Annotated in this window: 22 protein-coding genes; 10 read left to right on the forward strand and 12 right to left on the reverse strand. The window is 58.0% G+C overall.

The features are described from left to right. Nucleotide 1: 1 nt before the first annotated feature. The gene (locus ACR0KL_RS11590; RefSeq protein ID WP_170675834.1) at nucleotides 2-1,057 is read right to left on the reverse strand and encodes an OmpA family protein; all 1,056 of its coding nucleotides are present in this window, start codon (nucleotides 1,055-1,057) and stop codon (nucleotides 2-4) included. A 121-nt stretch (nucleotides 1,058-1,178) separates the two neighbouring features. Here ACR0KL_RS11590 and ACR0KL_RS11595 point away from each other — a divergent pair, with 121 nt between their 5' ends. Together ACR0KL_RS11595 and ACR0KL_RS11600 are read left to right on the forward strand one after the other, a co-directional pair. Then, on the forward strand, nucleotides 1,179-2,684 hold the full coding sequence (locus ACR0KL_RS11595; RefSeq protein WP_170675833.1) for a caspase family protein: 1,506 nt from the start codon (nucleotides 1,179-1,181) through the stop codon (nucleotides 2,682-2,684). A 139-nt stretch (nucleotides 2,685-2,823) separates the two neighbouring features. Beyond that, on the forward strand, nucleotides 2,824-3,903 hold the full coding sequence (locus ACR0KL_RS11600) for a helix-turn-helix domain-containing protein (protein ID WP_170549495.1): 1,080 nt from the start codon (nucleotides 2,824-2,826) through the stop codon (nucleotides 3,901-3,903). Here the strand turns inward: ACR0KL_RS11600 and ACR0KL_RS11605 are convergent. Beyond that, nucleotides 3,876-4,766 carry a LysR family transcriptional regulator gene (locus tag ACR0KL_RS11605; RefSeq protein ID WP_170675832.1) on the reverse strand — a complete coding sequence of 297 codons (891 nt, stop codon included), beginning with the start codon at nucleotides 4,764-4,766 and terminating at the stop codon, nucleotides 3,876-3,878. The genes ACR0KL_RS11600 and ACR0KL_RS11605 overlap by 28 nt on opposite strands. Nucleotides 4,767-4,869: 103 nt before the next feature. On the opposite strand from ACR0KL_RS11605, the gene ACR0KL_RS11610 reads away from it, so the two are divergent. Continuing rightward, nucleotides 4,870-5,730, forward strand: a complete 861-nt coding sequence (locus ACR0KL_RS11610; protein WP_170675831.1) for a phytanoyl-CoA dioxygenase family protein — start codon at nucleotides 4,870-4,872, stop codon at nucleotides 5,728-5,730. Nucleotides 5,731-5,739: 9 nt separating this feature from the next. Here the strand turns inward: ACR0KL_RS11610 and ACR0KL_RS11615 are convergent, their stop codons facing one another. Beyond that, entirely contained in the window at nucleotides 5,740-7,044 is a 1,305-nt protein-coding gene (locus ACR0KL_RS11615; RefSeq protein ID WP_170675830.1) for a UDP-glucose dehydrogenase family protein, read from the reverse strand. Nucleotides 7,045-7,201: 157 nt separating this feature from the next. On the opposite strand from ACR0KL_RS11615, the gene gmd reads away from it, so the two are divergent. Next, the gene (gene gmd / locus ACR0KL_RS11620) at nucleotides 7,202-8,326 is read left to right on the forward strand and encodes a GDP-mannose 4,6-dehydratase (protein WP_170675829.1); all 1,125 of its coding nucleotides are present in this window, start codon (nucleotides 7,202-7,204) and stop codon (nucleotides 8,324-8,326) included. Nucleotides 8,327-8,336: 10 nt separating this feature from the next. Beyond that, complete coding sequence (gene fcl / locus ACR0KL_RS11625) at nucleotides 8,337-9,314, forward strand: GDP-L-fucose synthase (protein WP_170675828.1); 978 nt, start codon at nucleotides 8,337-8,339, stop codon at nucleotides 9,312-9,314. 35 nt (nucleotides 9,315-9,349) lie between these two features. Here fcl and ACR0KL_RS11630 read toward each other — a convergent pair whose 3' ends face one another. From ACR0KL_RS11630 to ACR0KL_RS11645, 4 genes are all read right to left on the reverse strand, one after another. Further along, on the reverse strand, nucleotides 9,350-10,420 hold the full coding sequence (locus tag ACR0KL_RS11630) for a DUF2793 domain-containing protein (RefSeq protein ID WP_480777051.1): 1,071 nt from the start codon (nucleotides 10,418-10,420) through the stop codon (nucleotides 9,350-9,352). A 150-nt stretch (nucleotides 10,421-10,570) separates the two neighbouring features. Beyond that, the gene (locus ACR0KL_RS11635) at nucleotides 10,571-12,001 is read right to left on the reverse strand and encodes a mannose-1-phosphate guanylyltransferase/mannose-6-phosphate isomerase (protein ID WP_170675826.1); all 1,431 of its coding nucleotides are present in this window, start codon (nucleotides 11,999-12,001) and stop codon (nucleotides 10,571-10,573) included. A gap of 40 nt (nucleotides 12,002-12,041) precedes the next feature. Continuing rightward, on the reverse strand, nucleotides 12,042-12,935 hold the full coding sequence (galU, locus tag ACR0KL_RS11640) for a UTP--glucose-1-phosphate uridylyltransferase GalU (RefSeq protein ID WP_170639686.1): 894 nt from the start codon (nucleotides 12,933-12,935) through the stop codon (nucleotides 12,042-12,044). Between the two features lie 404 nt (nucleotides 12,936-13,339). After that, the gene (locus ACR0KL_RS11645) at nucleotides 13,340-14,575 is read right to left on the reverse strand and encodes a lytic murein transglycosylase (protein WP_480777052.1); all 1,236 of its coding nucleotides are present in this window, start codon (nucleotides 14,573-14,575) and stop codon (nucleotides 13,340-13,342) included. Nucleotides 14,576-14,728: 153 nt separating this feature from the next. Between ACR0KL_RS11645 and ACR0KL_RS11650 the strand changes: the two genes are divergently transcribed. Genes ACR0KL_RS11650 through ACR0KL_RS11665 form a run of 4 tightly spaced genes read left to right on the forward strand, consistent with a single transcriptional unit; the run spans nucleotide 14,729 to nucleotide 18,723 of the window. Then, nucleotides 14,729-15,691, forward strand: a complete 963-nt coding sequence (locus tag ACR0KL_RS11650) for a cytochrome ubiquinol oxidase subunit II family protein (RefSeq protein ID WP_480777053.1) — start codon at nucleotides 14,729-14,731, stop codon at nucleotides 15,689-15,691. Further along, on the forward strand, nucleotides 15,688-17,775 hold the full coding sequence (locus ACR0KL_RS11655; protein WP_480777054.1) for a cbb3-type cytochrome c oxidase subunit I: 2,088 nt from the start codon (nucleotides 15,688-15,690) through the stop codon (nucleotides 17,773-17,775). Before ACR0KL_RS11650 ends, ACR0KL_RS11655 begins: the two co-directional genes overlap by 4 nt. Further along, nucleotides 17,772-18,404 carry a cytochrome c oxidase subunit 3 gene (locus tag ACR0KL_RS11660; RefSeq protein WP_170675822.1) on the forward strand — a complete coding sequence of 211 codons (633 nt, stop codon included), beginning with the start codon at nucleotides 17,772-17,774 and terminating at the stop codon, nucleotides 18,402-18,404. The genes ACR0KL_RS11655 and ACR0KL_RS11660 overlap by 4 nt, the downstream gene beginning before the upstream one ends. Further along, nucleotides 18,397-18,723 (forward strand): cytochrome o ubiquinol oxidase subunit IV, encoded by a 327-nt coding sequence (locus tag ACR0KL_RS11665; protein ID WP_419741360.1) that lies wholly within the window; start codon nucleotides 18,397-18,399, stop codon nucleotides 18,721-18,723. The genes ACR0KL_RS11660 and ACR0KL_RS11665 overlap by 8 nt, the downstream gene beginning before the upstream one ends. Nucleotides 18,724-18,731: 8 nt before the next feature. On the opposite strand, the gene crcB is transcribed toward ACR0KL_RS11665, so the two are convergent. Further along, nucleotides 18,732-19,094, reverse strand: a complete 363-nt coding sequence (crcB, locus tag ACR0KL_RS11670; protein ID WP_170659090.1) for a fluoride efflux transporter CrcB — start codon at nucleotides 19,092-19,094, stop codon at nucleotides 18,732-18,734. Further along, a complete protein-coding gene (locus ACR0KL_RS11675) occupies nucleotides 19,091-19,459 on the reverse strand; it encodes a FluC/FEX family fluoride channel (RefSeq protein ID WP_170659091.1) in 369 nt (122 codons plus the stop codon). Before ACR0KL_RS11675 ends, crcB begins: the two co-directional genes overlap by 4 nt. Nucleotides 19,460-19,724: 265 nt before the next feature. On the opposite strand from ACR0KL_RS11675, the gene ACR0KL_RS11680 reads away from it, so the two are divergent. Continuing rightward, nucleotides 19,725-21,305 carry an FMN-binding glutamate synthase family protein gene (locus ACR0KL_RS11680; RefSeq protein ID WP_170675821.1) on the forward strand — a complete coding sequence of 527 codons (1,581 nt, stop codon included), beginning with the start codon at nucleotides 19,725-19,727 and terminating at the stop codon, nucleotides 21,303-21,305. 3 nt (nucleotides 21,306-21,308) lie between these two features. Here the strand turns inward: ACR0KL_RS11680 and ACR0KL_RS11685 are convergent, their stop codons facing one another. From ACR0KL_RS11685 to ACR0KL_RS11695, 3 genes are read right to left on the reverse strand one after another with little or no spacing between them, the layout of a single operon-like run. Continuing rightward, nucleotides 21,309-21,965 (reverse strand): ABC-type transport auxiliary lipoprotein family protein, encoded by a 657-nt coding sequence (locus ACR0KL_RS11685; protein ID WP_170378328.1) that lies wholly within the window; start codon nucleotides 21,963-21,965, stop codon nucleotides 21,309-21,311. Next, nucleotides 21,962-23,278 (reverse strand): MlaD family protein, encoded by a 1,317-nt coding sequence (locus ACR0KL_RS11690; protein WP_480777055.1) that lies wholly within the window; start codon nucleotides 23,276-23,278, stop codon nucleotides 21,962-21,964. Before ACR0KL_RS11690 ends, ACR0KL_RS11685 begins: the two co-directional genes overlap by 4 nt. A 13-nt stretch (nucleotides 23,279-23,291) precedes the next feature. After that, nucleotides 23,292-24,098 (reverse strand): ABC transporter ATP-binding protein, encoded by an 807-nt coding sequence (locus ACR0KL_RS11695; protein ID WP_170639677.1) that lies wholly within the window; start codon nucleotides 24,096-24,098, stop codon nucleotides 23,292-23,294. Nucleotide 24,099: the final 1 nt, after the last annotated feature.

Below are 24,099 nucleotides of genomic sequence, written 5' to 3' on the forward strand. Positions count from 1 at the left end.
TCTAGTTTACCGGCACAAACTCAATCCGCCGATTGCGACGCTTGCCGTCTGCGGTGTCATTCGACACAACCGGGCGGCTTTCGCCATAACCAACCGTCAGCAGACGTTCCGGCGCGATCCCCTGATCGACCAGATAGGTGTTGACCGCCTGCGCACGCCGTTCGCTGAGAACGCGGTTAGCCTCATCCGAGCCATCGCTGTCCGTGTGTCCGCCGATCTCGATCTTGAGGTCCGGGCAACGGTCGACAATGTCATGCAGATTGCTCAGCAGCGGAATCGAGTCATTGGTCAGCCGCGCACTGCCCGAGTTGAAGTAGATATTGCCTGTGCGCGACAGGATCTCCATCCGACCTTCGCAGGCCTCACGATCCAGATCACCCTTGGTTTCCAGCGCAGCAGCCCCTGGTGTAGCCGAGGCGACCTCAAGCTGAGGCGGTGTGCCGGGTTGGGCACGGTCGAATACGAACCCGAAGCTGACAAAGCCGAAGGGCAGAATATCAACACCGGCGGCCTCTTCGAGCTTGCCGCGCCCTTCCTCAAGGTTGAAGTCGGGCAGGGCAATCGCAATCGGTGTCGTGTTGGCCACAGCTACGCGGTCATTGTCGACCAAAGTGATGGCCACCTGCGCCACGCTGTCTTTTTTCACCCCATGCAGGGACAAGCTATAGGGTAGGTCGATGATCTTGTGCCGGGTCTGGTGAAGATCGACCAGCTGCTCGGGCGGCAATTGGGCGGTGATCACCGCTTCGGGAAAGTTGAAGGTTTCAAAAAACAGAAACCGCATGCGAACGTTGCGCAGGTCAATCTTGGTATCAACACTGTCCATCTGAACCCGGATATCGGCGCCACCCTCGGGGCTGATCACGCCCGTCAGGGTTGCAAAGCCGCTATTTTCGGCAATCGCGTTCTTTTTGACCGAAAGAAACTGCAGTTCCGAGGATTCTGCGTCCAGTTTCCAGCCATGTTCGAAGGGATCGGCGCTTTGACCCCACGCCGTGTTTGCACATACCAGTGCTGTCATCGCAAAAGTATTTCGCACCAAGTTTAAACGCGGCATGTGTGAACCTCTTCCTAGTCTTGATACTATAATTGGGATATTTCAGGCCACGGCCATAAGAAAGCCAAAAAACAATATCAGAGTACTTCCGGGCTGAGTGGTGCCCAAGGGGTCACGGACCATGAGACCAGAAAAAGGCAAAGAACCAAAGGTGCAACGCGTACTTAGAACCCTTTTTGCGATGATCGCAATACTCTGGACCGGTTCGGCTTGGGCCGAGCCGCGAATCGCGCTGGTGGTTGGAAATTCCGACTATGGTTCGGTCTCGGCCCTGGACAATCCGATCAATGATGCGCGGCTGATGGCGGAGAAGCTGGCCGCGCTCGGGTTCGAGGTGCGGCATCTGTCCGACAGCACTCAGATCGAAATGAAGCGCGCCATTGCCCAGTTCGGGCGTGACCTGCGCAAGGGCGGCGAAACCGCCGTTGGCCTGTTTTACTATGCGGGTCACGGGGTGCAGTCTTTCGGTTCAAACTACTTGTTGCCTGTAGATGTTTCGCTGTCCGATCCGGCCGATCTGGATCTGATGGCGGTTGAGGCGCGTTCGGTCCTGCATCAGATGGCCTCGGCCAACAACAAAACGAATATCGTCATTCTGGACGCCTGCCGGAACAACCCGTTCGAGGATCTGGCAGATATGGATGACAACGGTCTGGCTGAGATGAAAGCCCCGACTGGTACTTTTCTCGCCTATGCCACCGACCCCGGCGGTGTTGCGCTGGATGGCGAAACCGGCAACAGCCCGTTCACGCTGAGCCTTGCGCAGCATATCGACACGCCTGGCATGGCGATTGAGCAATTGTTCAAGAAGGTGCGCGTTGATGTTCTCAGCGAAACGCGGGGGCTGCAAACGCCTTGGGATACCTCGTCCTTGACGCAGGATTTCGCCTTTGCACGCGCGAATGAAACCCTGATCGCGAAACCTGAGCAAACCGAAGAAGAACAGTGGCAGGAAGCCGTGAACAGCCGTGACCCGGTGAAGATCATGCTGTTTCAGCGGGCCTATCCAGACAGTACTCATGCATCGCAGGCCAATGATCTGCTGCAGACGATTTTGGCCGAGTCTTTCGGCACTCTGCCCGCGCCCACGCCATCGCAAGAGGCCCCGGAAGCGACCGAGACGGACCGTCTGATGTATGAACTGGCGCAGGTGGACGATTCGATCCATTCCTACGAAGTCTATCTGCACAGCTTTCCCAGCGGCGCATTTGCCGACCAGGCGGTCGAACGTCTGGCGGCCCTGCAGTTGGAAAGCGAGACCGTGACTCGCAAAGCAGAACCCAATGTCGAGGCGCCCGAGGCGCAGAATTCGGGCAGCATCGACGCCGGAGCAGCGGTCACCATGAAATCTATCCTGACGTTCGGCAATACCCATGTCCGGGGCAAATCGATCGAGGAACTGGTAGCGGGTTCACCTCAGTTCCCGCCGATTGATGGGCTGCCGGATGAGTTGTGGAAAGACCAGAACTGTTCGAGTTGCCACCAGTGGACGCATGAGGCCCTGTGCGATCAGGCTCAGACCTATGTCAAACGCCCAGCGGCAGGCAACGTGGCCAAGCAGCATCCGTTTGGCGGTGGTTTGAAGGTCAACCTGCGCCGGTGGGCGATGGGCGGTTGTCAGGGATAAGTCTACCCTAAAGTCTAGATCAGCGATCGGGCGTGGTAGCGCGGCCTTTTGGGCGGACTTTCCAATAGATGTCGGGAAAGCTGGTCATCCAAATGGAAAACCCCTTGTGAGTGGTCGGAAATAGCCGAACAATACGGGAATGAAGCCTAAACCTGTCACATCCGAACCTGATGATGAGGCCGAAGACCTCGGGCCGCGCAGCATCTATGATGGTGACCCCGAGGATGAGGATGATCTGTGGTTTCTCCCCCCCGAGGATGACTCGCCACAGGATGATTTCCTGACCCCTGGCCCTCGGGCAGATCAGCGGCAATTGTTCGATCCCAGAGAGTGGCAGGCCGCGCAATCCGGGTTGTCGTATGAGCTTGCGGATTTGGCGGTGACCTTTGGCGCGCTGGATGAGCGACTGCGGGCGGGGCCGGAAGGGTGGACCCATCGTCTGGCCTTGATGGATGTATCCGATCTGGGCTGGTGGACCGGTGACCGGATCAGTGTCGAACGTTTAGCGCTTTGGACGAGTCTGCGGATCGGCGCGACCGGTGATGATGTGCAGTCCCTGTATCGGGCAGGTTGGGCGGTGCGCCGCCTGTCATCAGGTGCGGCCCCTTCCCATGATGGCTGGGAGGCCGGGCTGACCGCCTTTCTGGACCGGATGGCGCAAGGGATCGAAGAGGTGCCGGAGGCCATTGCAGACCTGTCGGACGTGATGCGCAGCGTCGAGGCGCTGCACCCCGTCACGCAGGCCGCAATCGCCTTTCATGCATGGCGGGCCGTGTCCCAAGGACCCGGTCAGGATACGGAAGCAGCTGTCATAGCAGCGCGTCATGCGGCCTCGATGGGGCGGGGCGGAGCGCTATTCATGCCGCTGGCCCTCTCCGGTCCGGGCGCGCTGCGTGGTGTTGGGTCGCCCGAGGAAAAACTGGCCGCCTGGATTGCCGGAGCCGGTCAGGCGGCCCTCGCAGCCTTATTGCATCTGGACCGTATCAACGCGTGGGAGGCACGGGCGAAGGAGGCAACAGCGGACCTCAGCGGTCGCACGCCGCCATTGCTGATTGACGCGCTGCGGGCTTGGCCCATGGTATCTGCCCCTCTTGCCGAAGAACTGACCCAGGCCTCGCGCGCTGCAGTACAACGCAACATTGACCGTTTCACCCGCCGTGGTTTGGTCCGCGAAGTCACGGGGCAGGGACGCTACCGCGTTTGGACGGCAGCGCTGTAGTCCAGCAGCCAGTCGCGAAACAGGCGGGCCGGCCGGCGCAAGTCTGTACGAGAGGGATAGATCAGGTGATAGGCCTCTTGCCCGCTGACCTGTAGGTCGGGCAGGCAGGACACGAGTCCTGAGCCCTCCATGATACGGTCGGATGCGGGCGCGCGGGCCAGTGCGATCCCAAGCCCGCAGGCGGACAGCTCGGCCGCCATGATCGAGTTGTCAGCAAAGAAGAACCGGGTCTGTCCAGTCGGCAAACGCAGCGCTTCGAACCAATAGAGCCAGCTGGCACGATGGGTCGATACTTCGATCAGGGTGAATTGCTGTAGGTCCTGCGGGGTACGGATCTGTGCAGCAATCTCAGGCGGGGCGACGGGAAACAGAACCTCGTGCAGCAGTTCATCTCCTTCAGTGCCAAACAGCGCGGGATTGCCAAACACGATCTGTAGATCTGTGAACTGATTGGTGAAATCCGAATTCGCATTGCCGGTGGTCAGCGAAAGATTGATCTGAGGTTGCGCGGTCTGAAACGTGGGCAGGCCTTTGGCCAAGATACCATGGGCAAACAACAAAACCGACTGAACGTATAGCCTCTGTTCCCGCGTCTCACCGAACAACCCGGTAGTGGCCGTTTCCAGCATCAGCAGGGATTGCTGAACTGAGGGCAGATAGGCTCGCCCCGCTTCCGTCAACGTTACAGCATGGGCATGGCGATGAAACAGCGGCGTGCCCAGCCGGGTCTCAAGCGCCTTGACCTGTTGGCTGACGGCGGCTGGCGACATGTTCAGCTGCGATGCGGCGCGGGAAAAGCTCTCCGTGCGGGCGGCTGCTTCGAACACGCGTAGCCAGTTGAGGGATGGGATGCGGGGCAACATGTGGAGCAGGCTAAGCTAAACTTATCCTGACGGGCAAGAGGTTTGGTTTTGACGTGTTCTCACTCGCGGATACCCTTTGCGCATACAGCGAGTAGGTGACCCCATGGCGACGACGTTAACGCAACAACAATCCGACCGGTATTGGGAGGATGGCTACCTCTTTCCCCTCTCCGTCTTTTCCGAAGCCGAGACCGCCGGTTTCCGGGCGGAGCTGGAACAGATTGAGAGTGACTGGCTGGATGCGGATCTGCCCTTGCCTTTGAACACCTACAAGCGGGTCAATGCGCATCTGGTCATGCCACTTGCGGCGCGCATCGCTCAGGATCCCCGCGTTCTCGATGTGGTCGAGGGCGTTCTGGGCTCTGATATCATGATCTGGTCGGCTGAGTTTTTCATCAAGGAGGCCAACACCGTGCAAACGGTTGGTATGCATCAGGACCTCACCTATTGGGGCATGGGGGAAACGCCGGATCAGGTCACGGCCTGGATCGCTCTCTCCCCCGCGACAGAGCGCAGCGGGTGTATGGATTTCGTGCGCGCCAGCCACAAGAACCCGATCTTGCCGCATACCGATACATATTCGGAAACGAACCTGTTGTCCCGCGGGCAAGAGGTGGCCGTCGAAGTTGCCGAGACTGACAAGACCCATATCGAGCTCGCGCCCGGTCAGATGTCGCTGCATCACGGGCTGACGATCCACGGTTCAGGGCCGAACCAGTCCGAAGACCGGCGGATCGGGTTGGCTATCCGCTATCTCAGTCCCGGAGCGCAACAATTGGTGGCGGATCGGGATTATGCGCTGCTGGCAAGGGGCTCGGACAAACACAGCAATTTCGTGCCGGTTCAAGCACCTACAGAATTGTTCTCATCCGATGCATTAGCAACGTATGAGCAAGTCCGGCGGGATCAGAGCAAAGCACTGGCCGAAGGGGCAGACGCGTCTGTTCCGCTCTATGCAGGTTGAGGTGGGCGGTTACCGCCCGACCCCCACATAGGTTTCAAAACCTGCTTTTTCGACACTGTCCTGAGAGTAGACGTTGCGCAGATCCACCATGCGCGGCGTCTTCATCGCTCCACCAAGTTCGCTTAGGTTCAAGGCACGGAACTCGTTCCATTCGGTCAGAAGAACAACGACGTCCGCATCCTTGGCCGCCACGTATGGGTCGTCGCACCAATCCACGCCGGGCAGCAGCGCCTCGCCCTCAGCACGGCCTTGCGGGTCGACCACGCGCACTTTGGCCCCTCCGCCGATCAAGGCCGGAATGATAGTCAGGGACGGGGCATCGCGCATATCGTCGGTGTTGGGTTTGAATGTCACCCCCAGCACGGTCACGGTCTTGCGGTTGAAATTGTCGTCGCAAGCGTCGCGGATCTTTTCAATCATTCGCTTTTTCACACCGTCATTGACGCGGATCACGGTCTCGGTGATCTGCATCGGATACGCGTGTTCCTGACCGATCCGGGCCAGAGCGGCAGTATCCTTGGGAAAGCACGAACCGCCATAGCCAGGGCCGGCATGCAGGAATTTATTGCCGATCCGACCATCCAGCCCGATCCCGCGCGACACCTCCTTAACGTCGGCGCCCACTTTCTCACAGAGGCCGGCAATCTCGTTGATGAAGGTGATCTTAGTCGCGAGGAAGGCGTTGGCGGCGTATTTGATCATCTCGGCGCTTTCCAGATCGGTGGTCAAGATCGGGAAGTCTCGCAGATAAAGCGGGCGATAGATCTCGGCCATCACCTCGGCAGCGCGGTCGTTTTCTATGCCGACCACAACCCGGTCAGGACGCATGAAATCGTCGATCGCAGCCCCTTCACGCAGAAATTCCGGGTTCGAGGCCACATCGAACTGCGCATTCGGATTTGCGGCAGTGACGACCTGCTGCACCTTGCGGTTGGTGCCGACGGGCACGGTAGATTTTGTCACGATCACCGCATAGTCGGTCAGCGCATTGGCGATTTCTTCGGCTGCAGCCATGACGTAGGTCAGATCCGCGTGCCCGTCCCCGCGTCGCGTCGGTGTGCCGACGGCGATGAATACCGCATCCGCTCCGTCCACCGCGTCTTGCAGGTTGGTCGTAAAACTAAGTCGCCCGGCGGCCACATTCTTGGCCATGAGGGTGTCCAGCCCCGGCTCATAAATCGGAACCTCACCGGCTTGCAGCAACTGGATTTTATGCTCGGACTTGTCGACGCAGATCACATCATGGCCGAAATCCGAAAAACACACTCCTGACACCAAACCCACATAGCCGGTGCCTATCATCGCAATACGCAAGCTCGAATTCCTTTTTTGTCTTGGCCGAAATGCGCCTGCACAATCAAAGAAATCGTGGTCAGGTGCAATGCCAGATTGTTGCCTTGGGTTGCATTCCATACGGTCTTGCTGTTTTTGAGACGTCAAACAGACGCATTTGTGGAAACGAGGCACAGTTATGACCAAAACGGCATTGATCACCGGCATTACCGGTCAGGACGGATCGTATCTGGCCGAGTTCCTTCTGGAAAAAGGCTATGAGGTGCATGGGATCAAGCGGCGGGCCTCGTCGTTCAACACGCAGCGGATCGACCATATCTATCAGGACCCGCACGAGCCGAACCCCAAGCTGCATCTGCACTATGGCGATCTGAGCGACACGTCCAACTTGACGCGGATTATCCAGCAGGTGCAGCCTGATGAGGTCTACAACCTCGGGGCCCAATCGCATGTGGCAGTCAGCTTCGAATCCCCAGAATACACGGCTGATGTGGATGCGATTGGGACGCTGCGCCTGCTCGAGGCGATCCGGTTTCTGGGACTGGAGGAGAAGTGCCGCTTTTACCAGGCCTCCACGTCCGAGCTTTATGGGCTGGTGCAGGAAACGCCTCAACGCGAGACCACGCCGTTCCACCCGCGCTCGCCCTATGCGGTCGCCAAGCTCTATTCCTATTGGATCACGGTCAACTATCGTGAGGCCTACGGGATGTATGCTTGCAACGGCATCCTGTTCAACCACGAAAGCCCGCGCCGGGGTGAGACCTTCGTGACCCGTAAAATCACGCGCGGCCTGGCGAATATTGCGCAGGGCCTCGAAGATTGCCTGCATATGGGCAATATAGACAGCCTACGGGACTGGGGCCATGCCAAGGATTATGTCCGCATGCAGTGGCTGATGCTGCAGCAGGACGCGCCCGAGGATTTCGTGATCGCGACTGGGGTGCAATATTCCGTGCGTCAGTTCATCGAATGGTCCGCCGCCGAGCTGGGTGTGACGCTTGAATTCACTGGTGAAGGTGTTGATGAAATTGCAACCGTCAAAGCGGTAGAGGGCGACAACGCTCCGGCACTGAAACCCGGGGACGTCGTGATGCGGATCAACCCCCGCTATTTCCGCCCGGCTGAGGTGGACACCCTGTTGGGTGATCCGTCCAAAGCCAAACAGAAACTGGGCTGGGTGCCGGAGTTGACGGTACAGGACATGTGCGAAGAGATGGTGCGCGAAGACCTCAAAACAGCGCAGCGCCACGCACTGCTGAAGCAACACGGCTACGAGATGCCCGTGAGCTTGGAAAACGGCTGAGGAACCGACCATGCGGAAAATTTACGTAGCAGGGCACCGCGGCATGGTTGGTGGTGCCATCCTGCGCAAATTGCAGGACCGGCAGGCCGCAGGCAAGGCCCTGAGCCTCATCACCCGCACGCATTCCGAACTGGATTTGACCGATCAAGCCGCGGTGCGCGCTTTCATGCGGGCTGAGAAGCCCGATGTGGTTGTGCTGGCTGCGGCCAAGGTCGGTGGCATTCATGCCAACAATACCTTCCCGGCCGATTTCATTTACAAAAACCTGATGATCGAATGCAACGTGATCAACCAGGCATTTGAGGCCGGAGTCAAACACCTACTACAACTTGGAAGCTCGTGCATCTATCCGCGCGCGGCTGTACAACCGATGCGCGAAGACGCTCTGCTGACGGGTATTCTGGAACCCACCAACGAACCTTACGCGGTGGCTAAGATCGCCGGGATCAAGCTGTGCGAAAGTTATAACCGGCAGCACGGTGTTGACTATCGCTCGGTCATGCCGACCAACCTCTATGGTCCGGGCGACAATTTCCATCCTGAAAACAGCCATGTGCTGCCCGCCCTGATCCGCCGTTTCCACGAAGCGCAGCGGGACGGTTTGGACGAGGTGATGATCTGGGGCACCGGCAAACCCCGTCGTGAATTCCTCCATGTGGATGACATGGCCGAGGCGTCCCTGTTCGTGCTGGACCTGCCGCGAGACGTTTATGAAGCGAACACGCAGCCGATGCTCAGCCATATCAACGTCGGGTGCGGGTCTGACATCTCGATTGCCGAGCTTGCGGCGCTGGTGGCGCAGGTCACGGGCTACAAAGGGCGGATCACGCAGGATACCTCAAAACCCGATGGGACCCTGCGCAAGTTGATGGATGTGTCACGTCTGGCGGATATGGGATGGACGGCCTCGATCGGGCTTGAGGACGGTATTCGCGAAACTTACGCTTGGTTTCTTGAACAGTCTCAGGGCGATCTTCGCGCGAAATAGAAGCCCGAACTCCAAGGCCCGGGCCCCATTTTACCTCAGAACCAACGTCCAATCGCGGCAAGAGACGGCGCTAGGATTGTTGCATCTGATGTGGTGGAAAGCACCTTGAAAACGGCCTGGCTGGTCGAGGGTTCGTCGGCCCCGATGAACCGCCCCGCGCTGCCACCGCTGCCGCTGACAGACGGGGTCGCCGCGAAAACGACCGGGAAGGTCCACGTCTCCGTGTTGCTAGCGAAAAGCGCGCCTTCAGCAATGGTACAACCTGTCGCGGTCAGGGTTGCGGTACAAATCTGAGTGCCATCAGCGAAACGGACATAGTCGCCCGTTTCAGTGCTGCCGCGTTCGATCACTGCACCCGTCGGCGCACCTGCGTTTTCCGACACCGACCCCAGCAGATTGCCAGGCCCGTACCCATAGTCGGTCCGCATCAAGCGCCCAGCCGTGGTATCCGTCGGGCTGTTTTGAACGGCGGCGCCGCTGGCGATACCCGTGGCGGGATCAAGGCGCAGCGCATCTGTCCATCTGCCACCGTCCGGTGACACCTTGATCGAGAACCCGGTACTGCCGGAAAGGCCCATCTCGGCGTGACCCGTCCAGTTGGACTGAAACAGTAGCGACGCGGTTTCGCCAGAGCCGGACTTGTTGATCTTCAGCTGGTGGCCTCCGCCCTCATGGCTCAGCAGCGTTGCGGGGCCGCGAACGGATAGGCGGTTGGTGCTGTCATAGCCTGTCGCCACACCCACACCGGGCAAGTTAGACGTCTCGACCGGAGGGTTAACCCACGCGCTACCGTCCCACAGTTTCATATGTCCGTCGGCTTGATCCCAGGCGCGCCAGCCTGTCTGCGGGGTCAGGAAATGCCAAGCAGTATCTATCCAGGCGGCCAATTCACCTGAATGGCCGTCCCAATCTCCGGTTGGGTTCGATCCCAACCCATGAATCTCACCCTGTTCTGGGGCGGCGGGTGGATTTGTGCTGCTGGTCGACACAACGCTCAGCTGCACCACGAGGTCCAACTGGCGCAGGGCTTCGTTGTGGGTGACATGTTTCTGCGCCTGAGACGGCTGCAAAAACGGCAGGTTCAATCTGGGTGAGGTCTGAGACACGGGCGTCCTCCTTGGCTGTCAGTCCGACATTTCGTTGCGCGCCACCCTGCCGTATGACGCATGAATTCTGTCTGACCGCAGCGAACGCCCGGAGGTGTTTCTGTTTACCTTTTCACCTGAATCTCGTGCAAAAAACTGAATTCAAACAGTTTAACTGCGTGAGTAGATGTCCTCATAGCGGATGATGTCATCCTCACCCAGATACGTGCCAGTCTGGACCTCGATCAGCACCATGGGCACCTTGCCGGGGTTTTCCATCCGATGGACCGCACCCAAAGGAATGTAGACAGACTGGTTTTCGGAAACCAGACGGTCTTCCTCGTCGATTGTGACCTTGGCGGTGCCTTCCACCACGATCCAGTGCTCCGACCGATGGTGATGAGACTGTAGACTGAGCGCCGCGCCGGGATGGACATGGATGCGCTTGACCTGAAACCGGTCGCCGATCACCAGGCTTTCGAACCAACCCCAAGGGCGGTGGTCTACTGGCAGGGATTCGGCCTGTTTCGCACCTTTGGCCTTCAGCGCGGTCACGGCCTTTTTGACGTCCTGCGCCTTGTCCATGCTGGCGACCAGAACCGCGTCGGGCATGGCAACGGCGATCACGTCCTGCAAACCCAGCGCTACAACCTCCTGCGCCGGAGATTCCGAGCGGACCAGCACGTTTTGACAGTCAATCGCCGTGACTTCACCAGAGGTCGCGACGCCATCTGTGTCGGGATGGGTCAACTCTTGCACCGCGGACCAACTGCCTACATCCGACCACCCGGCTGCATAGGGCACAACGCTCAGGTTGTCCGCTTTCTCCATCACGGCATAGTCGATCGAGATATCTTCGACCTCAGACCACGCCTCGGCATCCAGTCTGAGGAAACCAAGATCACTCTTGGCGTTTTCGACAGCGTTTTTAACAGGGCTCATCAGGGCAGGGGCGTGTTGTTCGAATGCGGCGATGATGTCGCGAACGGCAAACAGAAAGATGCCCGAGTTCCACAGATAGCTGCCATCGGCCAGCATGGATTCGGCTGTTTCAAGATCGGGCTTTTCAACGAACCGATCCAGAGGGACCGCGCGGGTTTCGGGCGTTTGGCTCAGTTTCAGGTAGCCATAGCCGGTTTCCGGCCGATCTGGAGTGATGCCGAAGGTCAGCAGATCACCACGCTCGGCAATCGCGCGCAAACCCTCAGACACCGCGTCGTGAAAGGCGCTGGAATCGGGGACGACGTGGTCAGATGGAGCCACCAGCATCACCGAATCCTGGTCGATTTCATTCAGGAACAAGGCTGCGGCCAGAACGGCGGGCGCGGTGTTGCGTCCTTCGGGTTCGATCAGAACCGGGCCGGGGTCTATACCGATCTCGGTCAATTGCTCCGGCACAACGAAGCGAAACGCCTCGTTCGTGAGGACCACAGGTTTGGCGTAAGGCGCAGCTTCAGGCCCACGCATTCTGAGGGCGCAATCCTGCAGCAGGCTGTTTTCGCCGAGCAAGGGCACGAACTGCTTGGGATAGCTTTTACGCGAGAGCGGCCACAAACGGGTTCCAGAACCCCCGCACAGAATTACTGGGTATACGGTTGTCATGATCGCGCAGCGTCTTTCATTTGTGTGTCTTATCGCCCGTTTACTGGGCCGCTTTCTCTGCCGAGACAAGGTCGTGCAGATACGCGCTCAGGTCATCGCGCAGATCATCACGGGCCAAGGCAAATGCAACCGTCGCCTGCAAGAATCCAGCTTTCGATCCGCAGTCGAAGCGTTGACCGTCAAATTTGTAGCCAAAGACAGGAACACCGTTGCGGATATCTTCGGCAATGGCGTCGGTCAGCTGGATTTCTCCGCCGCTGCCCTTCTTTTTTTGGTTCAGATTGTACAGAACTGACGGCCCAAGCACGTAGCGTCCGATTACGGCGAGGTTTGAGGGCGCATCCTCAGGCTTGGGCTTTTCGACCATGCCGCGTGTGCGCACGACCGTGCCCACATTGTCGCCCACATCCAACACCCCGTAAGAGCTGGTTTTTTCTGGCGGAACCTCCATCGCGGCAACCATATTGCCGCCGGTTTCCTCATACGCTTCGATCATCTGCTGCAAACAGGGCTTGTCGGCGGCGATGACGTCATCGGGCAGCATGACGGCGAAAGGCTCGTCCCCGATCAGACGGCGCGCGCACCAGACCGCGTGGCCAAGCCCAAGCGCCTTGTGCTGGCGGATATAGGCGATGGCGCCGCTTTCCATGTTTGTCGCATTGAGCGTATCCAGCAGCTTGTCCTTGCCTTTGGCTTTCAGCTCTTGTTCCAGAACGAGGTTATGGTCGAAATAATCCTCAAGCGCGGATTTCCCGCGGGACGTGACAAATATGAACTCGGTGATCCCGGCTGCGCGGGCTTCGTCGATGGCGTATTGGACCAGAGGGCGGTCAACCAGCGTCATGATCTCTTTCGGGACGGATTTCGTCGCGGGCAAAAAGCGTGTTCCAAGTCCTGCTACGGGGAAAATCGCCTTGGTGACCTTGCGTGTCATAGTGCCTCTCAATCTAGTTGCCCCTTATGGTCGAAACCGGTCGGGTTATTCCTCTTAGGCTTTGGGGCCGGATCATTCAATATTACCCGAAGGGCCTGAGCTTAAATCGGTCAGATCGTGCCATGGAGGGAACAGCAAGTCAAAAGACAGTTATGTCGCCAGTTTCTGGTTTCTGGGGCTGTTATCTCAAGCCTGGAGGCCGCTTAGTTGAAGCACTCCAGTATCGCGTTCTGGGCGATGTATCCATAACGGGTTGATTCTAAACAGCCGCGCCAAGCCTGTGCGACATCTCCGGTCAATAGAAAGGCCGTGCATCAAGCCAATTTAGGCGAGTCCATCAATTGAACGGCAATTGGCAACGATAGCCAAATAAGAAGAGCATTGTTGATTTTGACTGGGGCTGGCTACTGACCAAGTTCAGAGACAAGTGCACGGTCAGGGAAACACGTCTCGGCCCGACCTTGCGTTTTCTGCCAGCGCCCGATTGAGCGTCGTGTTTTGAAACCTGGCAGCCCATCTGCACCGCCGACATCATGGCCAAGGCGTTCCAACCCTCTTTGCATCGCTGCAATTTCTGATCGGTATAGCGGGTCAACGCGACCCCAGCGCGCTGTGAAGTCTCCGACGCCGAATGCAATCCGATCCCCGACATGACCCACGAACAGGGCGTATAGATCGCTCTTGTTGTATTCTTTCAGGACGTAGAAATTCTGGGTCACCAAAAACGCAGGCCCGGTTCGACCTGCGGGCATCATTAGGAACCCTTGGGCGGGCAGTTCATGCGCTGGAAACGGACGGCCCGATGTTCGCGTGATCCCCATCAAGGCCCATTCCTCGATCTTGCGACCCTGATCAGGACCCTCCAGAGCGCAGCTGAGTGTATCAGGCACAAAAACCTCAAACCCCCAATCACGGCCCGAAATCCAGCCATGCTTCGACAGGTAGTTGGCGATCGAGGCGATCGTGTCCTCTTCGGATTGCCAGATATCTGCGTTGGCATCGCCGTCTCCGTCCACGGCGTAAGTCAGAAAACTCGAGGGCATGAATTGCGGCTGCCCCAGCGCTCCGGCCCAGCTGCTTTTCATCTCACGACCGTTCAAATGCCCTGCTTCCGCGATTTGCAAAGCGGCCAGCAACTCGGCTGTGAAATATTGCGAGCGGGTGCTCATGAACCCCTTTGTCGCTAGGACCTGAAACGCGTTGTGCGGGATCGCCACTTGGCCATAGCCACTTTCACGACCCCAGATGGCCAGGATGATACGGGCTGGAACGCCGGTTTCTGCCTCGACACGGGCAAGCACCGCGGCGTGCCGTTTGGCCATTTTGCGCCCCTGAGCAGTCGCGCCCTGCAAAGAGCCTGCTTTGAAATAGCGCGCCGGTGCTCCGAATTCGGCCTGGGATTGTGGCTTTGATGACTGCGGAGGGCTGCCCGGCGGCACCAGATCGGGAAGATCCCATTTCAATGTCACGCCGGACAGCGCTCGTGTCATGGTCTGGCGCGAAACGCCTTTGGCACGGGCTTGCGGCCACACCGTTTCCTGCAACCAGTTTTGAAACTGACGCTCAACCTTGGCGCGATCTTGCGCGTTGACCGCCAGGGGCTGGATGGCAAGGCAAAAAATCAAAATGAGAATACGCATCGTAGCCAAGCTGTGTCCCGAGGATGCCTGCAAGTCAACCGAAACCAGAGCACCATTGGTGCCAGTTTGAAGGCTGCGATCAAAAGCCTTGAGAAATCTCTTGCCTTTGTCGATAGTTGCACTGAAACGGGATGCGAAAGAGGACAGTCGCCTATGACCAAGGTCAGAACGGCCCTCATATCGGCGGCGGTGCTGATGGCCCTAGTGGTGGTGGTGTCATCGGCCCGGACCGCAGGCGCCAGTGACAGCTTCATGGATCCTCAGGGACCAATCGCGGCGGTGCAGAAGGCACATCTTTTGCGGGCAACGTGGTTGATTTTGATCGCTGTTGTGCCTGTTCTTGTTCTGGTCCCGCTTATTGCGCTGCGTTATCGCCGTCGGAAGGGCGGTACAGCTGCTTATAGGCCAGATTGGGACTTCTCGCCCCGGCTCGAGATGGTGATGTGGGGCGTTCCGGTGGTGATCGTCACGATATTGTCGGTTTATCTGTGGAAAGCGACCCATCGTCTGGACCCTTATGCGGCTCCCTTTGGGGATGAACCTGCCGTTCAGGTTCAGGTCGTGGGCCTCGATTGGAAGTGGTTGTTTATCTATCCCGATCTGGGGATCGCGACCGTGGGTGAGATGGGAATTCCCGTCAAACAGCAAATCGCTCTGACTCTGACGACGGACACGGTAATGCAGTCTTTTATGATCCCTGCCTTGGCCGGGCAGATTTACGCGATGCCGGGCATGACCACTCAGCTGCATTTAGTCGCAGATCAACCCGAACAGATGCAGGGCGAGAATACGCAATATAACGGGCGCGGTTTCGCGAAACAGAAGTTCGAAACGCTTGCCTTATCGGCGGAGAATTTTGACGCTTGGGTCGAAGGCGTGCGCCAGAACGGCATCGTGTTGGATGCGGCGACGTATAGGACCGTCGCCATGCGCTCGGACCGGGATGAGGTGCAACAGGCTCTCGGAACCTCAGATATGCCTGAAAACGCCTTGTATTTCCGCTTGGATGACGGCGATTTGTTTCAGTCGATTCTGCACCGCTATCACTCTGGCCAAGCCTTGCCGCGCGATCAGCAGCCGGGAACAGCCTCATACGGGCAGGGGGTCGGCCAATGACTTCAGAGACCGGTTTCTTCGGCCGCCTCAGTTGGGACGCGTTTCCAATCGCGGGGCTGATCCAGAACCCCAACGCAAATGAGATCGTCGCCAATGCCGCCGCTGCCGTGGTCATAGTCGGAGCGGCTGCCGTTGTCTTTCTGCTGTCCTGGTTTCGGCTGTGGGGGCCGCTGTGGCGCGACTGGCTGACCAGCGCCGACCACAAGAAAATCGGCATCATGTATATCGTCTTTGCCATCGTGATGCTGGCCCGAGGGGTGCTGGAAGGCGTTGTCATGCGTGCCCAACAGGCGGCCGGGCCGGGCGACGGTTTCCTTGAGGCCGAGCATTTCGCCGAACTCTTCAGCACGCACGGCACGATCATGATTTTCTTTGTCGCTGTGCCCTTTGTCTTCGGCATCGCGAACTACGTCATCCCGCTGATGATCGGCGCGCGGGACGTAGCCTTTCCAGTGATGAACCAGATCAGCCTGGGGCTGACGGTCTCGGCGGGCATGATGCTGATGGTTTCTCTCGTGGTCGGAGAGTTCTCGACCGGGGGGTGGACCGCCTATCCGCCCTATACCGGGGCTGCGTTCAATCCGGGCGTGGGGCCGGACTACTGGATCTGGGCCATAGTCGTGTCGGGGATCGGAACGACTCTGACCGGGATCAATTTTGCCGTCACGATCTACAAGCTGCGCGCGCCGGGTATGACGTTCATGCGGCTGCCGATGTATTGTTGGACGATCATCTGTAGCTCGATTCTCATCGTCTTTGCGATGCCGCCGCTCGGGGTCGCGGCCTTGTTGCTGGCCGCTGATCGGTATTTGGATTTTCATTTCTTCACTAACGACCTCGGCGGCAATATGATGAACTATGCCAACCTGTTCTGGCTGTTCGGCCACCCCGAGGTCTACCTGCTCGTCCTGCCAGCATATGGCATCTATTCCGAGGTCTTTGCGACCTTCTCGGCCAAGCGCATCTATGGCTATACCTCGCTGGTGATTGCCACCATGTCGATTGCGGTCCTGTCCTTCACAGTCTGGCTGCATCACTTCTTCACCATGGGCCAAAGCGCGCTGATCAATGCCGTGTTCGGCATTGCGACCATGTTGATTGCCATCCCTACCGGCGTGAAGGTCTATGACTGGATGGCCACCCTCTGGCGGGGGCGTATCCGGTTCTCGGTGCCGATGCTCTATGGACTGGCATTCCTGATGCTGTTTGTCATTGGCGGCCTTAGCGGAGTGATCTTGGCCAACCCAACCGTTGACTATCAGGTCCACAACACCCTGTTTCTCGTGGCGCATTTCCACAATGTTCTGCTGCCCGGCGTGCTGTTTGGCTTGCTCGCGGCCTATAACTACTGGTTCCCCAAGGCGTTTGGGTTTCGCCTAAATGAAGGGTGGGGCAGGGTGACGGTTGCGCTCTGGACCGTTGGATTCATGCTGACCTTCCTACCGCTTTACTTTGTCGGCCTGATGGGCATGCCACGCCGATCGTTCAGTTGGGAGGATCCGAGCTTTCACCCCTATATGATCGTCGCGGTGGTCGGAGCATTGGTCATCACAGCCGCGTTGCTATCGGTTCTGGTCCAGCTCTGGGTCAGCATCCGCGACCGCGACAAAACCCGCGTTCCTGTGGGCGACCCTTGGGATGGCCGCTCGTTGGAATGGTCGATCCCAGCACCGCCACCGCCCTATAACTTTTTCATCATCCCACAGGTGACCGCGCGGGATGACTTCGCCACCGCTAAAGAGCGGGGCGCGGCCTATCCCACCCCTGACGCCTATGAAGATATCGATATGCCGCGCAATACCGGGATCGGATTCATCCTTTGCGTGACCAGCGGTATCTGGATGTTTGCGCTGGTCTGGTGGATCTGGTGGCTGGCAGCGCTGATGACGGGTGCGATGATCCTTGCCTTTATCATCTGGACCTTCGACACCAGCACCGAAATCACCATCCCCGCCGAGGAGGTCCGTAAGGAGCACGAAGCCTGGCTCGCACTGGTTCACAGCGAAACCGCCGTGGATCGGGACCACGAGACGGCGACGGAAAACCGAGGTCTTGCCCGACCCGACATGGAGGTGGTGACATGAAACGCGCCCCAACTCATAGCTATCCCGGCATCAACCTCGGTGAACGCCACGCCAGTGCCCACAAAGCGTCCGAAGTCGTCACCTTCGGTTTCTGGGTCTTCCTGATGAGCGATCTGGTCTATTTCGGCCTGATGTTCGCGATCTACATCACGATGATCGACGCGCAGGCGGGTGGTCCCGGCCCGCACGAGCTGTTCGACCTCAAAAGTATCTTCGCGCAAACCATGATCCTGTTGACCAGCAGCTTGACAGTCGGGTTGGCCATGCTGGCTCTGAAATACAACCTGCCAAGGTCAAAGATCATTCTGTGGTTCGGAGTAACGCTGTTCTTGGGCATCAGCTTCCTTGTTCTTGAGATCCGAGACTTTATGGCAATGGTCGAGAAGGGCGGTATTCCGCAACGCAGTGGCTTCCTTTCTGCCTTCTACGGGCTAGTGCCGTTGCATGGCCTGCACGTGGCGGCAGGCTGTGTTTGGTTGATTGTTTTAGGTATTCAACTGCGGGTCATGGGCATGACCGATCTAGTCATCTCACGCGTCGTGCGGCTTGCATTGTTCTGGCACTTTCTCGACCTGATCTGGATCGGCATCATCACAATCGTCTATTTCGGAGGTCTGACCTATGGATAAACGCTCCGAGATGCACCGGCGCGAGCGGCGGCGCTATGTCATTGGCTACGGAGGCTCGCTGCTTTTGACGCTTGCGATGTTTGGCGTTGCACAGGTGTTCGGCATTGAAACGACCGGAGTGTATCTGACTATCGGTCTGTTGGGTCTGGCGCAGTTGATCTTTCAACTGGTCTATTTCCTGCACATAGATCGTCGTCGCAGCAGCCGCGAGGATCTGGATCTGATCCTATTCTCGACCCTTGTTCTGTTGATTATCATTCTCGGAACGGTCTGGATCTTGGGCAACCTTGCGGTCCGAATGCATATGCACGCAATGTAGCCGGTACGTCAGCGTGTTATGACGAGACCCAACCACAACGCGCCCCAACACATCACAAGGCTGACGACGATATTGCCTGCGGCCAGAACCAGAGTTTGCTTGCGTCGCAGCTCTAGCGATTGATAGGCGAAGCTGGAAAAAGTGGTAAACCCGCCGCAAAAGCCGAATACCAATCGCTTTTCCTCCTCGCCCATGTCGACGGGGCCTCCCAGATAGCCCAGCCACAGCCCAAGCAACAGGCTGCCAAGCACGTTCACTATCAAGGTTGAGAGAGGGAGGTCATGCGTGATCCGCAACGCCACCCAATGACGAAGAACAGCACCCAAACCACCGCCTAGGCCAAACAGAGCATGCAGGTACAGATCCGTCATACGGACCCCCGACCTGCATGAAAACGCCGCCCAAGGGCCTCACCGGCGATTGCGGCACCCAGGCCAACTGCAATCTCCAACCCGGCCGCCGCCACTGCCGCCCCAAGCGTGTTTGCAGCCAACCGTTCAAGCTCGGCCACGAATGAAGAGAACGTAGAGAGGCCACCACAAAACCCGACAGCTCCGAGGTGTAAAACATGCGCGTGGACCCGATGGCGAATGGAATACAGCCAGCCAAGGACGAAACAGGCGAAAACGTTGATCCCGAACGTTGCAGTCAGGACCGAAGCGCCCGGGATTTCTACTGAAAAAAACTCCCGCACTAGAGACCCCAGTGCGCCGCCGACAAAAACGGCAAGAAACATCAAGACGCGGCCTTGTGTACCTGATTGAGAGTTCTGCGTGTTCACTCTGCCTGCCCTTAATGCCAGCCTGTCAGGCGTCGCGCCTTAAAACATTAGATCGATCAAACTCGTAACGCGATTTCACAAACGCGTCTCCTTTGATTGCAAACTGTCTGAGGGCTTGCAATCAAAAGCCAAGCTGTTTCACTTTGATTTATCATTTTCGGTTTTGATCTGAATGGATTTTACGCCGCACTCCAAAACGACCCACCCAAGGAGATCAGGAATGGTTGTACGCAGGCTTTATTACTTTCTCAGCTTCGTCTGTTTGCCTCTGGTTCTGCTTTTGGGCTTTGTCTGGCACCCAGTGCATTGGCTCCTGATCATTCTGATCCCCTATGCGGTTATCGGAATGTACGATATTCTGACTACCAAGCATAACGTGCTAAACAACTATCCTGTGCTGGGCCATTTCCGGTACATGTTGGAGTTCGTCAGTCCCGAGATCCGTCAGTATTTCGTGGAAACCAACGAAAGCGGTCGTCCCTACAACCGGATCGTACGCAGCCTGATTTACTCCCGCGCCAAAGGTCAGGTCGATACTCAGGCCTTTGGTACACAATACGATATCACGACCGTAGGCTATCACCGCGCCAATCATTCGCTGGCCCCTAAACACGTGGATGAAAGCGAAGAACGTATAATGTTGGGCGGGCCGCAATGTGAAAAACCGTACAGCGCGTCGCGCCTGAACGTTTCGGCTATGAGTTTCGGGGCGCTTAGTGCCAACGCCATTCGGGCTTTGAATGGTGGGGCAAAAGATGGCGGTTTCGCCCATAACACCGGTGAGGGCGGGTTGTCTCCACATCATTTGGCCGAAGGCGGCGACATTTTCTGGCAGATTGGCACCGGCTATTTCGGTTGTCGGACGCCCGACGGAGGGTTTGACAAAGACAAGTTCGCAGAAAAGGCCACTAAGGACGTGGTCAAAGCGATCGAGATCAAGCTGTCTCAGGGGGCTAAACCCTCGCATGGTGGGGTACTGCCCGCGGCCAAGGTCGACAAAGAAATTGCTGAGATTCGGGGCGTGCCAGAGCATCAGGACGTCATTTCCCCGCCGGTTCATTCGGCCTTTGACGGCCCGACCGAGCTGCTCGAATTCGTCCAACATCTGCGTGAGATGGCAGGCGGAAAACCGGTCGGCTTCAAGCTTTGCATCGGCAACCCATCCGAATTCATGGCAATCTGCAAAGCGATGTTGGAGACTGGGATCCTGCCCGATTTCATCACCATTGACGGATCCGAAGGGGGCACCGGGGCTGCTCCGGTTGAGTTCACGAACCGCCTTGGCATGCCGTTGAATGAGGCGTTGATCTTCGTGAATAACTGCCTGAAGGGCGTGGGCCTGCGCGACAAAATCCGCATCATCTGTTCGGGCAAAGTGGCCACTGGCTACGACCTGGTCGAAAAATTCGCTCTGGGGGCCGACATGTGCAACGCCGCGCGTGCCATGATGTTTGCGGTCGGCTGCATTCAGGCGCTGCATTGCAACACCAACCGCTGCCCATCCGGTGTGGCGACCCAGGACCCGATCCGAGGGCGGGCCGTAAACGTGCCACAAAAGCGCAAGCGTGTTCATCGCTACCACGATGCCACGTTGGAGAGCTTTCGCGAGCTGCTGGGTGCAATGGGTAAATCAACAGTGGCCGAGCTTCACCCCCGTGACATCTTGCGCCGGACCGCCGACGAGCGGGAGCATTCCTACGCGCAAATGCACACGATCCTGGACGAGGGCGCACTGCTGTCAGATGCTATACCCGTTGAATTTGCCGATGATTGGAACCGCGCGTCAGCCCAGCATTTCTAGGGTCTATTGCAACGACGGTCGGGGGTTGTTGGCGGCGTGCGAGTGGATTTTGCGCACGCTCCACTCAACGGCATCGCGCATGGTTTTGCCGAGCGCGATGTCGAAAGCCTCTACCAGATCAGGGGTTTGATCGCTGGCCGAGACGACATATTCGCGGAATGAGCTTGAGGCGATGATTTTGTCTTCGAACTCGTCGATGATCTTGATGTTCATCCGCACCTCGACCCTTACCGACGTGGAATCCTCAGTTTCCGATACGACAAGACCCTGAAATTCGCGCAGGTCCGGTTGAATGACATAGTCCGCGCGCAGTCCGACCGTGGATCGACCCACCGCAGCAACCTTGCCTGAGTTCTCAAAGCTCTCGACCATCAGCGCCTGCACGATCAGCGGCGCGCGATCGACCCAGCGCGCTTGCGGCAGGTATTGCACCTGAAGCGCAGTGGGCTGAATGGCGATCTGGTCGGTGTTGACGGCGGCCGTCGCCGTCGGCTCTTGCACAACGATCTGCTTTTGGACCCGGGGCAGCGAAGAAGAAAACGTACTTTTTGGTGTCAGCAGATACAGGTTGTTGGGTTTTGAGGCCTGTCGCAGCGTACCAAGACCGGCGCAGGCCCCCAGCAACGTCAAAGACAGGGTCAGAAACAGGGTCCTAATCATTGACGGAACTCCGATGCTTGGGTGCCCAGCAGGAACCGTGCCGGGTCGCGTTCTATTCTGTCAGCCAAGCGGTCGAGGGAAATGACCAGCCGCTGCGCCTCTTCGACAAAACGGACGAATTGAGGCAGGCCAACGCGTAGGAAGTTCGACACCTGCCGGCTGTTGTCTTGTACGATCTTGTCGACCGTTCCCAGCAGCTCCTTCGCTGAGTTCGAGGCGCTGAGGACATCGTCCGAGATCTCGTCGATTTTATTGGTGATGTTTGAGACGGTCTCGGTCACCTGATTGGCCGCTTTGCGGATGTCTTCAGCCACAGGAGCCACGTCTTCGTCTATCACCCGGTTGGCCGTATCAAAGGCACGCTCGGCCGAGGCCAATACGCCTTTGGTCGAGTCCAACGCGGTGGTGATTGACGCCAGCGTGGTGTTGGCATTCGCCACAGTTTCGGTGATCACACCTAGCGAGACACTGGCCTCATTTGACAGCCGCGTCAGGTTCTCGGCCAGTTCCGAGCCGCGCTGAATAAAGGGCTTGATGTCTTCGGCCATGACGCTGTTTGCCGTTGTCAGGGTTGTTTTGGCTTCATCCAACGCGCCTGTCGCCGAGTCCGCCGCCGTTTTGACTGATTGCAGCGTCTCGTTTCCGGTCTGAAGCGTGGTTTCAGCCGCAGCGATCAGCGGGTCGAGACGTTTGGTGAACTCACCGATATCCTTGGCCGCATCGCCGATATTGCCGGAAACGGTTTCAAAATCCGACATGGTCTTGTCCAAACGCCCGGTGGCGGAGGCTAGGTTTTCGAGAATATCCGAGACGGCCTTGCGGTTCTTTTCATCGACGACCGAGTTCAGCTCCTGCAACAAAGTGATCGCTTCATCGAGCACCTTCGGCGCGCCTTCGAACAGAGATTGAATTGTACTGCGTTTGCTTTTGATCACGCTGTTTTGCGGCAGACGGGCGGCGGTGGTCGATCCTCCTGTCAGTTCGACATAGCCAACGCCGGTAACGCCAAGCGACTGCAATTGGGCGATCGTGTCTTCTGTGACGGGGATATCTGCATCGACCTCAATCCTCACCCGCACTTTCGAGGGGTCGTCATCATCCAGATTTAAAGAGATCACCTGACCCACAGGAAGGCCGTTGAAACTGACCCCGCCAGCGGCCGACAGGCCAGAAACGTTGTCGAACAACACGTCATAGTAGGCGTATTGGCGGGTCACCTCGAACTTGGCGAGCCATAGGAAAAAGCCAAAAGCCCCCAATAGTGCTGCAAGGGTAAATGCGCCGATTAGAATATAGTTCGCTCGGGTTTCCATCGCCTTACCTGCCTTACCCCTTCTGCTGTGCCGCGCGGGCGCGGGGGCCTGTGAAGTATTCCTGAACCCAAGGATGGTCGACCTTGGTCATCTCTTCTATCGGACCTTCAACCAGTACGCGTTTTTCTGCAAGTACCGCGATGCGGTCGCAAATCGCATACAGACTGTCCAAATCATGGGTGACCATAAAAACCGTCAGGCCCAATGCCTGCTGCAACTCTCGGATCAACTCATCATAGGCGGCGGCACCGATTGGGTCCAAACCAGCAGTGGGCTCATCTAGAAACACGATCTCGGGGTCCATGGCCAAGGCGCGAGCCAGCGCGGCCCGTTTGCGCATCCCGCCCGAAAGTTCGGATGGAAACTTGCCGCAACTCAGCTGTGGCAGACCCACTAGGCTGATCTTCAATGCGCCCAGAGATTCCATCAGTTTTTCACTCAGGCCAGTATGTTCGCGCAGCGGGGCCATGACGTTCTGCAAAACGGTGAGCGAGGAAAACAGCGCACCATCCTGAAACGCCACGCCCCAGTGGCGTTCGATACGGCGGCGGTCTTCCTCGGGGCCATTCAGGACATCCACGCCCAGAACCTCGATGCTGCCTGCCGCTGGCGTGTTCAACCCCACAATCGTCCGCAGCAGTACCGATTTACCGGTGCCCGAGCCGCCCACGATGCCCAAGACCTCACCCCGCCAGACATCGAGATCCAGATTGTCGTGGACAACCTGCGGCCCGAACTGATTGCGCAGCCCGCGCACGCGGATCACCGCCTCGCGTTGCGCATCTGCCTGAGTGGTCTGATGTTGCACCGTGCCGTCCATG

Source organism: Ruegeria sp. C8, assembly GCF_056537565.1.